Source organism: Allolucifera butyrica (assembly GCF_900476375.1).
GTDB classification, from domain to species: Bacteria; Bacillota; Negativicutes; order Sporomusales; family UPPP01; genus Lucifera; species Lucifera butyrica.
In genome coordinates, this window is sequence record NZ_UPPP01000100.1 from 1 (window position 1) to 14,097 (window position 14,097).

Genomic DNA, 14,097 nt, shown 5'->3' on the forward strand with positions numbered 1-14,097 from the left:
ATAAAATGTTGACAGAACAGCTATGCTTGCTTTTCTTTATCTACCGCTAAAAGAAGAAAATTTACTTTACCTCCTAAAACTAAAAAGAGGAGGGGCTGACCCTTTTGGTCAGCCCCTCCTCTTTTTATGGGGTAATTCTTTGCTGTACTCAATTGATTGCATGCTGCCTGTCTTTAATAAACGTTTCCAACTTTTCCATATTTTGCTTGCGTTCAAAACGAGGATACAAATATGGACTTTTCGGCATAAAGAAATTTTGGCCGTAAAAATATCTTAAGCAACTATATAACGCGTGCTCATTCGGTATACTTTTTTCGTCCATAAAATTTCTAAATTCATTAAATGCCGTACTCACCGACATTTTTTCAAGCCCGCCGGCAAACTGTCTATTTATCCAAGTAACTACCTTCTCTAAATCCTTTTTGTTGATTTGGATATTGTCCCGATGGATATAAATACCCCAGCCCCACAATAATGCCTTCTCGGAACTGGCAACGGAAGAATAGATGTAGCGGTCGTCTTTATGGAAATCACCGGGAAAAAGTTTATCCAGTCTGGCAAAAAAACTGTCAAACTCTTTATAGATAGCCAGACCTTGAGAATACTCCTTGAGAACATATAGTATTTTTTCACTTTTAGAAAGCTTTTTCAACACAAATCCATTATCTCCCGGCATCAGCATATCTCTGAAAGTAATATGCAAGATTGCCTTTTGACCGGAAGGGTGAAACCCTCTTCGGCTCATAAGCGATTTGACAATTTCCTCTACCACCGCTTTATTAATGGGCAGCACGTCGACACTTTGCAGTTCCGTTTCCAATTCATTCAGAACCGTTCCGTAATCGCCTTTCGTCAGTGTTGTTAGCAAAGAATCCTGTACCACCACTGTTAACCCAAAAACATTAAACACTTCACCGGCAATAAACTGCTCAAACCGGGACAAATCTTTAAAACCAGTTCCAAAGTGCTCAAGCGGGATTAAACCGCCTAAACGGTTTATATCATCAATAATGCTTTCCATAAAGCAATCCGGTCTTAACAGTTCTCTTCGCCAAAACCGTGCAAGAATCTGACGCACTCGCTCTCCGGAAATGCCAAATACATTACCAATGTCTTTTAAGGAAGGATTCTTTTTATCCTGCAGCATATGAAATTTCGTCTCCAAAATAGACAAAACCCGTTGAATTCCCTTACACTTCCGGCTGTTCACAATATCTAATATAGAAGAGATTGTAAACTGTATACGGGACTCAAGCGTCAAATTTTTGCTAAAAACTGAGCAGAGACTATCAAAAATTTCGAATATCTGAAATTTCGGCAGCCATTGCCCCAGATTCTCCAATTTGTAAGGAAGATCGTTAAAAGATCGAATGCCGATAGCCGAAAGGATATCTAAAGCAGGCGTAACGTCAAATTGATGTGACTTTAGCTGTGTCAAAGACCCGGCAACTTTTTCCTGCGGCAAGCAAACCTGGAGCTTTCCCAAAGAGATCTTCACTGCCAAATCGTTCGCTTCGGTTTGGCGGGCATCGGCAAAAATTTCGCCAACTTTGGCTACAAATTTTTTTATTGTTTTCGGACCAATACCGGCAATCTTTTTTAACTCTTCATCTAAATCGAAAGGCAATTCATTCCACTTTGTATATCCTAACATGGTTAGTTTTTGTGGCACTTGCTGACATCCGGAAAACTTCTCCAGAAATATTGGCTTACCCAGTAAGCCGAAAGGAATTTCTAAAATTTTTCCGTCCAATCGTATTTTACCCGCCGTATCAATCAGTTCTTCAACGTCCTTATTCTTTTGGGAAATTTCAATCTTTTCCCGTAACCGTCTTAAGGACTCGCAAATTTCACTGGTACTTTTCCCATCAGGCCCTTGCAATAATGTTTCCAATTCGTCCAGAACCTGCCCCCAGGCATCGCAGCCGGCAGGTCTCAGCGGATTACCCGGTGAACTGTCAAACTTCGCGGATGCATTTGCGGAGTTTGAAGTATTCCGGACATCCGGGTAATAATATCCCAATTTGTTCAAAAACTGACGATACGTAAGCAACTCGAAACCATAATCACTTAAAACTTCTTGAAAAGGGAAATCTTCTTGATATTTAAGCAAAGACAACAGTGGAATGCCGATAGCATCCTTTTCAAAAAAAATCCCATACTCTTTCATTTTCCGGAGGACGTGCTGCGGAATGGGGGGATTAAAAATACCTTCTTCGGCAATGTCTTTCCAGAGGTATAACGAATCATCTTCATTTTCTAAAATAGAATAGTTATACAAACCTCCCTGAAAAATAACTCCATAAAAAGCTAACTGATGCAGTACATTCCGGCAAAGAATAACATCATCAAAATAGCACTTTTTTAAAACTTGACGATTTATTTCCCCAAAATAATTAATTCCATACTTTTCGCCAAATAAATGGAGAGAATTACTGTTTAGACGCGGGAGTTCTTTGTTTACTAAATGTTTTAAGAGATTTATCTCCCAATGCATAGCTCTAACCTCACACACGTTTTTCATTAATACTAATATTCGTTTACGACAACAATACTACCAAACCCATAGATAAAAACAGCAACGTAAAATTTTTATGAAACCTTACAAAATGCTGCAGATACGTCCCGGATATTCCCGTTTATTTTTCAATAACTAATCATCCTTTCTGACAATAATAATATCAGATAAAATTTAAAAATAAAATAAAAAAAGAAAAAAACATCAATAAAAAAAATGTTTTTTATTAATAAAGTATTCCAACCGTCCCAAAAATTGAAAAATTACCCATATTTAAACATCTAATATCTGCTTCAGGAACACGTACTACTTAGAATTAACCAAAAAATATTTTTTCAAACCATAAAAAAAGACAAGCGACCGCCTGTCTTATATCAATTAGGATTGACTCTAATTGGCGGCCTGGCAGTCATAGACCCGTGTCCTTAGACCCATAGCTTTGCGTCCCCGTCTTTCGGCGGGTTTGCCCATTATAAAAATTTCTGAATACATTAGTTAATTTATAATTTTATCATTAATACAGTAGTCCGTCAATCATTTTTACGAATCCTATCCTGTCTGTATTCTTCACAACTGCAGGCCCGCCAACTACGTCAGACTTCAAGTCACAGCCGGCAAATACTCAACTATTCTGTTTCTCTTTCCTGTCTGCAAGATAGAATTTGACACGGTCAATGGGGATTTCCCGCTTATTCTTCTGATCTAAGCACCCTCTCTCATAATTGTAGTAATGCAGCCAATGATCCAAGCCTTGCTGAAGTGTCTCAATCGTATCAATTTTTTTATTACAAAAAATTCGCTGGAAAAGTTCATTCTGCACTGTTTGTTTAAAATCCTCCAGAATACCACTGCTTTGCAATCGCTTATAATGTTTAATATTACTCAGCGTTAAATATAATTCAAAAAGATGCATCTTCTGCCCGCTAAACTCCCGTCCGTTATCTGTTTGAACGGCCTCTACCGGGATATTTCTCGCCCGGTAAAATGGGAATACCTCATTATGCAGAATGGCTACGGCCCCCTCCGGTACTTTCCCGGTATAAAGAAAACCAAAAGCAAAGAAACTATAGGTATCAACGACAGCATATAGATACACCGCACCGGCATTTTTAAACCTCCCCATATAAAAGGTAGCCTGGGCCAGCATTTCTCCCGGCCGGCTGGGCCTAAACTGCTGCTTTCCATAATCAATTCCCTGGTTGCCAAGGACCTCCCCTTGCTTGGGAAGCATCTCTTCCCCTGCGAGGACCGGCTTATTGTTACTCTGCAGTCTGAATTGTTTTTCCCGCTTTAAGCCTTGCCAGGGAAGGGGCGTAAACTGCCTGGAAGTTTGGTAAGCGGCAGCCGGAAATTGCAAGTTCACCATCCCCTGCATCGGTAATCCAGATCTCCATTCAAGTTGATAAATCTTAGATACTCTTGGAAACGTACCCACCCCTAGAAAAATACGGTCAGTAACATTTTCCGGTGACTTCGTTGTTACTTTTTCTTTTCCCACTCAATTCATCTCCTTGAAAACTGAGCAAGATACTCCTGGTCCGGTCCGGATTACAATTTTTCCCTACGGCTTGGAGTCTTCTCATGTTTGAAAAAATGAACTCTAAAACTTCCTGAAGATTACTGATCATGCAATATATAAGAGCAAAAATCATGCCATCATTCGCCATTCATTGACAAAACCTGTCAAGCCTTCTTTCTCATGGCTCCAGGGCATCTTTCATTGTCCAGTACTTATTTTAAAAATAACGTATAGGTAAACTACCTCCGGAGCGAATTTACCTATACGTCAAACTCGCAATGAAAAATCTCATTTTATCTTTTCCAGGCGGCAACATAATGCTCTTCGGGTCATGCCCAGCATCCGTGCAGCTGCAGCCCGATTGCCCTGATGCATTTCCAATGCCTGCTCAACAATATGGTCAACATAATCATCCAAAGAAAATCCTTCTTGTGGAATAACAAAATTCCAGGGGTTTATCACCTGAGCCAAAGCATTTTCCCGATTGCATTGAGAATGAAGTCCCAGTACTCCCAAATGCCCGGGCTTTACTTCATTGTCGTCGTACATAAATACTACCCATTCCATGGCGTTACGCAATTCGCGGACATTGCCGGGCCATTCATAACCCGTTAAAAGTTGTGCGGCCGCTGCTCCCACCGATTGAAAACGTTTTCCCTTTTCCTGGCTAAATTGTTTAAGAAATAAATTTGCCAACGGCACAATATCTTCCACTCTGTCCCGAAGCGGGGGAAGCAAAATATATCCCACTCTAAGCCGGTAATAAAGATCCGGGCGGAATGCGCCGCTTTTTAAACGCCGCACAAGGTCGGCATTTGTAGCGCAAATAATGCGGATATCTGTTTTTATTCTTTGCAAGCCCCCTACCCGGTAAAATTCCTTCTCCTGAATCACCCGCAGAAGCTTTACTTGCAGGTCTTGAGGCATATCACCGATTTCGTCAAGAAATAACGTTCCCCCGTGCGCCAAGTCCAATTTTCCGATTTGGCCTTTTCGCAGACTGCCGGTATAGGCACCTGATTCATACCCAAAAAGTTCACTTTCAAATAACTGGGGCGATATGGCCGTACAATTAATGGCTACAAAGGGTTTCTCGCTTAGCGTACTACCATTATGGATCATCCGGGCGATCAGTTCTTTCCCGGTTCCTGTTTCTCCCTCGATAAGGACCGGGACCGACCGGTCCTTATGATACTTTTGAGCTAATAACGCTATATTTTGCATAATCGGGGAAAAAAAACCTGCTTGATAAAGTCCGGCGGATTTCGCCAGAGCCTCTCTGCAGCGTTCCAACTCCTGACGCGCTTCTTCCGTAGCGAAACCAGCCTCATTGATAAAACTGACACTCAATGGTTGATATTCTTTCCCTCCCCTCTTTTTTGCCAACCGCTGAATAATCATTAATAGTTCTTGTATGTTAATGGGTTTAAGCAAATAATCGTAGGCCCCTGCCCTAAGTGCTTCAATGGCTAATTCGGATTGGTTATGGGCCGTAAATAAAACAACATCGGTTTCTTTTTTTTTTGGCGATGCAGAAATTTTTTTTAATAATTCCAGGCCGGTCATACCCGGCATAATAACGTCTGACAGCACTAACGGAAAATAATCGGCCATAAAATGTTCCAACGCCGCTTCGCCATTATTGCACTCAATCACATTATGACCTGCCCGTATTAGAGCTTTCGCAATCCATGTTCGGCTCGTTTTAGCATCATCAACCAAAAGAATATTCATGAAACTCCCCCTAATTGGTTACTTTTGGAAAATGCCCTGAATGAATTCATGCTCATGTTAATTGTTGCTAATATGTAATCGGGACATCGCTTTATTACATGATTCCTCAAATTCACCGAGGCAATTGCCAAAATCTATTATTTTACAACAAATTACTACAAAAACTAATTAATTCCTTTTCCAAACAGGGTATAAAATTACTTTACTATGAAATGCTGCGTTTTGCGCCAGGCTGGAACTGATTAGTGTAATAATAATAGATTGGGAGAGATATTGTCGCCATAAGTTCAGTGTGCGAAATGATGGCTATATGAAAAATCAGTCAACAATGTAATCATTTACAAAAAAAACGTTAAGCACCCTGAAGTCCGGTGGCTTAACGTTATTATTCTTTTTTACACGTTTGAGTAGAATCATGCCGTTAATGTCCCAATGTACGGGATTCTCTTCTAAAGATTTTACATGTAAGATTCTTATTAATAAATCGTACCGCTTTATATTTATCCAGGCAAACTTTATTCCGTCCGTTCCGTTTTGCCTGGTATAACGCGTCATCCGCATTCCGGATCAGAATATCAGGAATCATATCCATCTCCGGTTTCAAGCTAGCCACCCCAACACTGATGGTAACATAGGAACTTACTTCCGAAACTTGATGGGCAATTTGCAAAGACTCAATATTTCGCCGCATTTTCTCCGCAATAATAAAGGCGCCTTCCCACGGAGTTGACGGCAATATAACCGCAAACTCCTCTCCGCCGTAACGCGCCGCCAGGTCACCGGCCCGTTTTACCGAGTCTTTTAAAACATTTCCCACTTGCCGGAGACAATCATCCCCCGCCAAATGTCCGTAATGGTCATTATATTTCTTGAAAAAATCCACATCAAGCAAAATGATTGACAAATTATCGCCATTCCGTAAGGCCCGTCTCCATTCCTTATCCAGGACTTCATCAAAATAACGGCGGTTGGCTAATCCGGTCAAACCATCAACCAGCGATAATTTTTCCAGGATATCCCGGTATTTTTTTAACTCTAGGTGGTTCTTTACCCGTGCCTTAAGAATTGACGGATTGAACGGCTTTATAATATAATCAATCGCCCCGATTTCCAGCCCTTTGGCTTCATTCTCTTCTTCTTCCATAGCCGATACAAAAATAACCGGGATGTTTTTCGTCTGCGGATTTTTCTTAATCTGCTCACAAACTTCATAGCCATCCATGTCCGGCATCGTGACATCCAGGATAATCAGGTCCACCCGCTCGGCCATGGTAATAGCCAGGGCTTGTTTCCCGGAAGTAGCACAAAATATTTTATAACGGTCCTTTAAGATATCCTTCATGAACATAAGATTTAGGCGTGAATCGTCTACAATGAGAACGGACTGCCTTTCAAGATTCATATCATCATGCCTCCACCTGAATTATCACGGCATAGTTCCGGCATGCTTTGGAATGCAGGTCAAACCAATTCAATAATCTGAACGCCTTTATTCCTCTGCAGATCAATAAACTCTCCATCCTGCGTATACACCGTAGGGCGGGACGAATAATAATCTCCCCGGTAAATGACTTCCGCTTCGCGGCCGTCATTCAGTTTGACCTTAGTTCCAATTAAATGGTTTGTTGCATTATTTAAAAATACAAAACAAACGGAAGGATCGAGTTTGCTGTACATCTCTTGACTAATTACTTCAATCACATCAAAGGGAAGACGCTTCTTCCGGTAAACACGGTCTGAGGTCATCGCATCATAGGTATCGGCTACGGCTATAATCTTAGCAAAAGAGTGTATTTTCTTTCCCGGTAATCCATAGGGATATCCCGACCCGTCCATCCGTTCATGATGCTGTAAAACACCATAGAGTACACTTTCACTGATTCCCCGGGATCCGGCAAGCAGTTCATAGCCAATCAGGGAATGTCTTTTCATGCTTTCCATTTCGTCCGGGGTCAATTTAGCCGGTTTATTTAAAATCTCAACCGGTATCTGAGTCTTCCCAATATCATGCAGCAGACCGGCTAAAATTACCTCTTTTAACTCCAGCCCCGACAACCCAATCCATTTGCCCAAGATACCGGAGATAACCGCAACATTTAACGAATGATAAAAAGTATAATCGTCCTGGCGGCGAATTGTATACAAATGATTAATAAAACTCAGGGCATCAACCAACGGGTCAATTGACGTATCAATTAACTCCTTCATCTGACCTAAGGGAACTTCCTTAAAATAGCGAATGGTCGAAAAGCAGTTTTTAATGGCTTGAACAGTCTCGCAATATAAGGGATCAAATGTCTTCGTTGGGGAAAAAGGCAATTTTCTACTTTTCTTTTCCATAATATCCAAATATTCTATTTCATGGTACTTAAGCTGTTCAATAATGGTATCCGTTAATACAGTTCCCTCAGCAAGAATGAGTTGGCTATGTTCTTTAACGATCGGATAGGCCAGAGCCATTCCCGGTTCGGCCTGCGCAATGGAGCACCTTCTTGCTTTCATAAACTCATCCTCACACATATCTTAATTATAAATTAACTACAATTTTAATCTCTGTTACTCCGTTGTAACTGCCAATATATATATTTAGTTCTGTTTCGTCTTGTGCAGCCGCTGGCATTTCCGGCCAAGATTATGCCGGATCAATATTTTTTGAATGGTAGGAGAACTGACATAAACTCCTTGCTGTTTTAAAAATCCGGACAATCTTACGCAACCCCAGTTGGAATATTGTAAACTAAGTTTAATAATTTTTTCTTCCATTTCCCGGGAAGTTTTCTGGGGATGCGTTAGATGCGCCGTCGAACGGTTTTTCAGTCCTTCGATGCCATGGATTTGAAAACGGCGTTTCCATATATAAAAATTGGCCCGGTCCATTCCGCTTTGCCGGCAAGCCTCCGATACATTGCCAAGCATTTCCGCCAGTTGGATAACACCGAGTCGCAAAGCGGCAATTTTCAGACCATTGTCTTTAACGGCAAAATTCTTTTCGTTCATTCTCACTTCTCCCTGTCCCATTTATATAATGACATGAAGTTATTATTCGGCTGGACTCTTTAATTTAGACAAATTCTTGCAAATAAACCGGAGAATCCTCCGGTTTACCACAAGCCAATTGCCTTCCACCAGATTGATCCCAAACCTACCCAGATTATTATATTAATAACGGAGACAATAAATCCAATCCGCCACCAAATTACCTGAGAAACATAGCCGGCATTATAAAAGATAGGCGCCGGACCCGCCGCATAGTGAGTTAAAGACATACACAGACTGGACGAAAAAGCAAAAACTAATGCCGTTAACACAGGAGGTGCCCCCGCCGCATAAGCCAGAGCAAGAAATACGCTGTATAATGCCGTTATATGGGCGGTAAGACTGGCAAAAGCATATTGAGAATACAAATAGAGTACCGTCAAAATGAAAAGGGCCGGAATCCAGGCAACATGGCTGATGCTGGCGCTGACAGTGGCCGCAAACCAGGGAATAAACCCAAAGTAAGCCAGAAATTTAGCTAAAGCAACAATGCTGCCCATCCAAATCAAGGTATCCCAGGCTCCACCCTCTTCAATAATATCTCTCCAGGCAAGCACATTAGTCAGCAGCATTACGGCAACACCCAGCAAGGCTACTGCCGTGGCACTCATACGGGGGAACGGAAATTCCGGGAACATGTGCTGCAAACCGGCGGAAATCCACAATGCAACCGCACCAAAAAAAACGATCATGAGTACCTTTTCCGCGGCGCTCATAGGTCCCATCTCAGCCAATGCTTGCTTGGCCATTGTTTTTGCTTCCGGTGTTTCGGTTATTTCAGGAGGATACACCAAATAAATCACCAGCGGAATAACGATTAAAGCAATAATACCCGGCACACTGGCAGCCAGCGCCCAGCCAAACCAACTGATGTTTATATTCAACGTCTGTTTAGCCAGGACCACACACAGCGGATTACCGGCCATAGCAGTCATAAACATGGCGGAAGTAACGCCATTGCACTGATATACCGTCTGCATCAAAAAAGCGCCAAATTTTCGGGCCGTTGGTCCGGGATGAGAGTCAAAGGCATTACAAAGACTGCGGGCAATCGGAAAAATAACGCCCCCCGCCCGGGCCGTATTCGACGGCGTGGCAATACTCATTACGAGATCGGTGGCAACCATTGAATAAGCAAGGAACAACGTATTACCGCCCCAAATTTTCATAAACTGAAAAGCAATCCGCCGCCCCAGTCCGGTTTTGATGAATCCCCTGGCAAATGTGAAGGCCGCTACAATCAGCCAGATAGTACTGTCGCTAAACCCGCTCAAAGCCTGGGAAAGCTGCAAGAGACCCGACGTAACTGCAAATGAAATGCTAATGAACGCCACTGCCCCCATTGGCAGCGGCTGGAGAATAAATCCCAGAATGGTCGCCACAAAGACGGCGAACAAATGCCAGGCTTGCTGTGTCAAACCGCTGGGAACCGGCAAAAGCCATAAAATAATGCCAACACTAATAGTAATAAATCCGTCTATCAGTTTCTTGTTCATAACCTTCCTCCTCATTTTGTATCAATGATGCAAGTAATCTGCCTGGAAGTGCTTGGGTAAATAATAATTCCTGAACTGGCGCTAAAAACCGAGAAGCGGATAAAACAGCTTTTATTGTTCATCATCCCATAAAGCAATCACTTGGCAAGCATGGTAAAGACCCTGAGTACGGCCGGTCCCAAAAGGATAATGTACAATGAGGGAAATATGCAGAGAATCAGCGGCAGCAGAATGTAGACCGGCGTCTTATTGGCTTTCTGCTCTATCTGCAGCCGCCGGTTTTGCCGGATTCCCAGCGCTTGCACCCGAAGCACGTTGCCGATACTAACCCCCAGTTGGTCGGCTTGGATCAATGAGGTAACAAATAATGATAAATCTTTATTCCCACACCGGCTGCTCATTCCTTTCAGCGCCTCCTTCCGGCTTACCCCCATGCGCATTTCCTGCAAAACCCGGCTGAATTCATCAACCAGGGTCCCTTTCATTTTTTCCGCCAGCTTGGCCAAAGCGCCGTCAAAACCCAGTCCCGCCTCCACACTGACCGTGATCAAATCCAAAACATCGGGAAGGTCCTTTTGGATGCTTGCCTGCCGGGCGGAAATCTTGCGGGAAAGCATAAAGTGGGGCAAAAACAATCCCAAAACCAAAGCATAAAGAATGGCACCGACCATTTTCGCCAGTCCAAAGTTAAGCAAGAAAGAAAGCAACACACTAGCAGCTACCGCCGCACCGGTGATAAGGCCGGTCACGGCAATAAACTGGTCGGCCGTTAAGCCTGCCATGCCGCCGGCCATCACCAGCCTCTGCTCCACCAGTTGCGTAACTGCGACCGGCGTAAATCCTTTAAACCGGTCGGCAAATCTTCTTCCCAGCGGGATTAGAATCCGTTCACTGAAGGACTTGGTCAATAACTTTTCAACTTCCGGGTCCGTCCGGCGCTGAATGATATCGCCAACAACCTTGAAGCGCAACTCCATTGACGGGGAGGAATCCAGATAAATATTGATTACAAAATAGGAAAGAAGCGACAGGACCGCAAATAATAAAACCGCAATTAAAAATGCCATAATATCACCACCCTACTTCTGCCAAAATATCTCCTTCGGGACCGGAATGCCCAGCGCCGCCAGTTTATCCAGAAACTTAGGGCGTATTCCGGTTGCTCTAAACTCGCCGATCACCTTATGATTCTCATCTTTCCCCTGCTGACAAAATTGAAAAATGTCCTGCAGAATTATAATATCGCCTTCCATTCCCTGCACCTCCGTAAGATAGGTAATACGGCGGCTTCCGTCCTGCAGCCGCGATTGCTGCACAATTAAATCCACAGCGGACGAAATCTGCTCGCGGATGGCCCGCACCGGCAATTCCATACCGGCCATCAGCACCATAGTTTCCAACCGGCTTAATGTGTCCCGTGGACTATTGGCATGGGCCGTTGTCAGCGAACCGTCATGCCCGGTATTCATTGCCTGCAGCATATCCAGGGCTTCACCTCCTCGGACCTCGCCGACTACAATCCGGTCCGGGCGCATCCGCAGCGAGTTCTTGACCAGATCGCGGATGGTAATGGCTCCTTTGCCTTCAATATTTGCCGGCCGCGTTTCCAGTGTGACAACATGATCCTGTCTGAGCTGCAATTCGGCGGCATCCTCAATGGTAATAATTCGTTCGTCATTGGGAATAAAGGAGGAAAGGGCATTTAAGGTCGTTGTTTTTCCGGAACCGGTGCCGCCGGCCACTAAAACATTCAGCTTGCCTAAGACGCAAGCCTCGAGAAAGTCGGCCATCGCCGCCGTCATTGTCCCGTTTTTCACCAAACCGGCAACAGTTAACGGATTTTTGCCAAATTTACGGATCGTTAAGCTCGGCCCTTTCAGCGCCAAAGGGGGGATAATCGCATTGACCCGGGACCCATCAGGCAGCCGGGCATCTACCATGGGAGAACTTTCATCAATTCTGCGTCCAATGGGCGCGACAATTTTTTCGATGATCTGCAGCACATGCGCATCATCCCGAAATTTGACATCCGTCAAAACAATTTTTCCCGCCCGTTCCACATAAATAGCATCGGCTGAATTGACCATGACTTCCGAAATCGTGTCATCTTTCAACAAATCCTCAATTGGCCCGTAGCCAAAGACATCGTTCAGAATCTCTTCAATAATTTTCTGCCGGTCCGAACGAAGCACCGGCACAGGCTCCTCATCCATCACCTGATTGGCGATACGTATGGCCTCCGTCTCGATTTTTTCCGCGTCCTTTTCTATCGCCCACTTGCTTTTTTCCTTGCTGATTGCGTCAACCACGCGCCGGTGGACCCGGGTCCGCAGCTCATTTACGGCCGACGTTTTGCCTGGCTCCCTACTAGTATGAAATACTTGTTTTTCCAGACTGCTCTGCGAAGAAAGTCTTTGCGACAATGAAGTCATGATCTCTTCCCTCCTGCTAAAAAGCGCTTTTTCCCGCGTTACTGCACAATCTAACGATTTTGCCAGGCCTCGCTATACATCATTGGAAAAAGCCGGCAACCGTTTCAAAATTACCGCTCGACCAGTTTCCAATGACCCGTAAAGCCACTAACGCCACAATACTTACAAAAATTAATATGGGGGCATATTCAACTACCGCCTGGCCCTGTTGCGGCCGCAGAAGTCCTGCTATTTTTCTCATACCGATAACCTCCTTTTAATTAGGTATGGTTGAAAAATTCTGCATCGGCAAATCTTCCCGCCGTTGCCAACGGCATCTTAATTTGCTGGCATATATATCCATTTTCAGCAAGAGAATCAACCCCCGGATTAAACCGGGGGCTACTGTAACTAGTTACCCGTAGTTAATTTGCCGGCAACTGTTGTGAACATAGTGCCGAGGTTTTTCCCCATACTAGTAAGGGCGACTAGCGCGGCCAAAGCAACAAATGTCAAAATTAATCCGTATTCAACCATTCCTTGACCTTTTTGATTACGCAGATTCGTTTTTACCGATTCCCACCAGAGATACATTTTTATACACATAGTTTTCACCTCCTTTCTTTGTTACGACGCCTGGCAAAACAGTGCATCTTCCTCAGGCCAGCTGTTTTGCCTCCCGGGTTGCGGCTGAGAGCGGAATTCGTACCCGGACTTCCGTCCCCTCCCCCGGCCGGGAATGAATCACCAACTCGCCATCAAGCAGACTCACCCGTTCTCTCATTCCCAATAATCCGAAAGAGTCCCCCTCATAGTGATTTTTATCAGCCTCAAACCCTTTGCCGTTATCTTTTATTTCAGCCGCAACCCAGTCGCTCTGAAACTCAATCAAAATCTCCACTTCCGATGCCTCGGCATGTTTTTCGATATTATTTAAGGACTCCTGAATGATCCGGAACAGGCCGATTTCTATATGGGACTCCAGCTTTTCCGCGTGCCCCAACGGTTTGACACTGACCTTTATGCCCTTGCGTTCTTTTAAGATATCGGCAATTCGTTTCACCGTAGGGATTAACCCAAGATCATCTAACGCCATGGGCCGTAAGTCAAAAATAATTTTTCGCGTCTCGTTGAGACAGCCCAAAATCTGCTGCCGCAGCTCATGTAGCTCTTCTTTGGCCCGGCCCGTATCCAGCTCAATCAGTTTTTCACAGACTTCCGCCAAAAAAATAACATTGGCCATGGCCTGGGCCGGCCCGTCATGCATTTCCCGGGCCACCCGCCGCCGTTCCTCTTCCTGGGCCATAATCACCTTGAAACCGAAACTTTGGCTTTGTACCAGCGCCTGAACTTTATCCGCCAGTTCCACCATGCAGCGCACAT

General features: G+C 44.0%; 12 protein-coding genes and 1 riboswitch. All 12 genes read right to left on the reverse strand.

Annotated features, from left to right (window positions below; translation table 11 throughout):
- Positions 1–148 precede the first annotated feature (148 nt).
- On the reverse strand, positions 149–2,497 hold the full coding sequence (locus LUCIF_RS20500; RefSeq protein ID WP_122629705.1) for a hypothetical protein: 2,349 nt from the start codon (positions 2,495–2,497) through the stop codon (positions 149–151).
- A gap of 414 nt (positions 2,498–2,911) precedes the next feature.
- Positions 2,912–2,996, reverse strand: a riboswitch (cyclic di-GMP riboswitch).
- Positions 2,997–3,140: 144 nt separating this feature from the next.
- Complete coding sequence (locus LUCIF_RS20505; protein WP_122629706.1) at positions 3,141–4,016, reverse strand: DDE-type integrase/transposase/recombinase; 876 nt, start codon at positions 4,014–4,016, stop codon at positions 3,141–3,143.
- Between the two features lie 309 nt (positions 4,017–4,325).
- Complete coding sequence (locus LUCIF_RS20510) at positions 4,326–5,771, reverse strand: sigma-54-dependent transcriptional regulator (RefSeq protein ID WP_122629707.1); 1,446 nt, start codon at positions 5,769–5,771, stop codon at positions 4,326–4,328.
- 421 nt (positions 5,772–6,192) lie between these two features.
- Positions 6,193–7,173 (reverse strand): diguanylate cyclase, encoded by a 981-nt coding sequence (locus LUCIF_RS20515; protein WP_122629708.1) that lies wholly within the window; start codon positions 7,171–7,173, stop codon positions 6,193–6,195.
- Between the two features lie 59 nt (positions 7,174–7,232).
- On the reverse strand, positions 7,233–8,273 hold the full coding sequence (locus LUCIF_RS20520) for an HD-GYP domain-containing protein (RefSeq protein ID WP_165866086.1): 1,041 nt from the start codon (positions 8,271–8,273) through the stop codon (positions 7,233–7,235).
- 84 nt (positions 8,274–8,357) lie between these two features.
- The gene (locus tag LUCIF_RS20525) at positions 8,358–8,768 is read right to left on the reverse strand and encodes a helix-turn-helix domain-containing protein (protein WP_165866087.1); all 411 of its coding nucleotides are present in this window, start codon (positions 8,766–8,768) and stop codon (positions 8,358–8,360) included.
- Positions 8,769–8,872: 104 nt separating this feature from the next.
- Positions 8,873–10,303, reverse strand: coding sequence for an anion permease (locus LUCIF_RS20530; RefSeq protein ID WP_207858195.1), 1,431 nt, complete (start codon positions 10,301–10,303; stop codon positions 8,873–8,875).
- Between the two features lie 137 nt (positions 10,304–10,440).
- On the reverse strand, positions 10,441–11,370 hold the full coding sequence (locus LUCIF_RS20535) for a type II secretion system F family protein (protein WP_122629711.1): 930 nt from the start codon (positions 11,368–11,370) through the stop codon (positions 10,441–10,443).
- 12 nt (positions 11,371–11,382) lie between these two features.
- The gene (locus LUCIF_RS20540; protein ID WP_122629712.1) at positions 11,383–12,735 is read right to left on the reverse strand and encodes a TadA family conjugal transfer-associated ATPase; all 1,353 of its coding nucleotides are present in this window, start codon (positions 12,733–12,735) and stop codon (positions 11,383–11,385) included.
- Between the two features lie 79 nt (positions 12,736–12,814).
- Positions 12,815–12,976 carry a hypothetical protein gene (locus LUCIF_RS26225; protein ID WP_165866088.1) on the reverse strand — a complete coding sequence of 54 codons (162 nt, stop codon included), beginning with the start codon at positions 12,974–12,976 and terminating at the stop codon, positions 12,815–12,817.
- A gap of 149 nt (positions 12,977–13,125) precedes the next feature.
- A complete protein-coding gene (locus LUCIF_RS20545) occupies positions 13,126–13,320 on the reverse strand; it encodes a Flp family type IVb pilin (RefSeq protein ID WP_207858205.1) in 195 nt (64 codons plus the stop codon).
- Positions 13,321–13,372: 52 nt separating this feature from the next.
- The coding region (locus LUCIF_RS20550; RefSeq protein ID WP_133306309.1) for a sensor histidine kinase at positions 13,373–14,097 on the reverse strand (725 nt) is incomplete at its 5' end.

Bases quoted from the DNA above. Each gene is read 5' to 3' on its own strand.
- LUCIF_RS20500 (WP_122629705.1), bottom strand. From the start codon at position 2,497: ATGCATTGGGAGATAAATCTCTTAAAACATTTAGTAAACAAAGAACTC.
- LUCIF_RS20510 (WP_122629707.1), bottom strand. From the start codon at position 5,771: ATGAATATTCTTTTGGTTGATGATGCTAAAACGAGCCGAACATGGATT.
- LUCIF_RS20515 (WP_122629708.1), bottom strand. From the start codon at position 7,173: ATGAATCTTGAAAGGCAGTCCGTTCTCATTGTAGACGATTCACGCCTA.
- LUCIF_RS20520 (WP_165866086.1), bottom strand. From the start codon at position 8,273: ATGAAAGCAAGAAGGTGCTCCATTGCGCAGGCCGAACCGGGAATGGCT.
- LUCIF_RS20525 (WP_165866087.1), bottom strand. From the start codon at position 8,768: ATGAACGAAAAGAATTTTGCCGTTAAAGACAATGGTCTGAAAATTGCC.
- LUCIF_RS20530 (WP_207858195.1), bottom strand. From the start codon at position 10,303: ATGAACAAGAAACTGATAGACGGATTTATTACTATTAGTGTTGGCATT.
- LUCIF_RS20535 (WP_122629711.1), bottom strand. From the start codon at position 11,370: ATGGCATTTTTAATTGCGGTTTTATTATTTGCGGTCCTGTCGCTTCTT.
- LUCIF_RS20540 (WP_122629712.1), bottom strand. From the start codon at position 12,735: ATGACTTCATTGTCGCAAAGACTTTCTTCGCAGAGCAGTCTGGAAAAA.
- LUCIF_RS26225 (WP_165866088.1), bottom strand. From the start codon at position 12,976: ATGAGAAAAATAGCAGGACTTCTGCGGCCGCAACAGGGCCAGGCGGTA.
- LUCIF_RS20545 (WP_207858205.1), bottom strand. From the start codon at position 13,320: ATGTGTATAAAAATGTATCTCTGGTGGGAATCGGTAAAAACGAATCTG.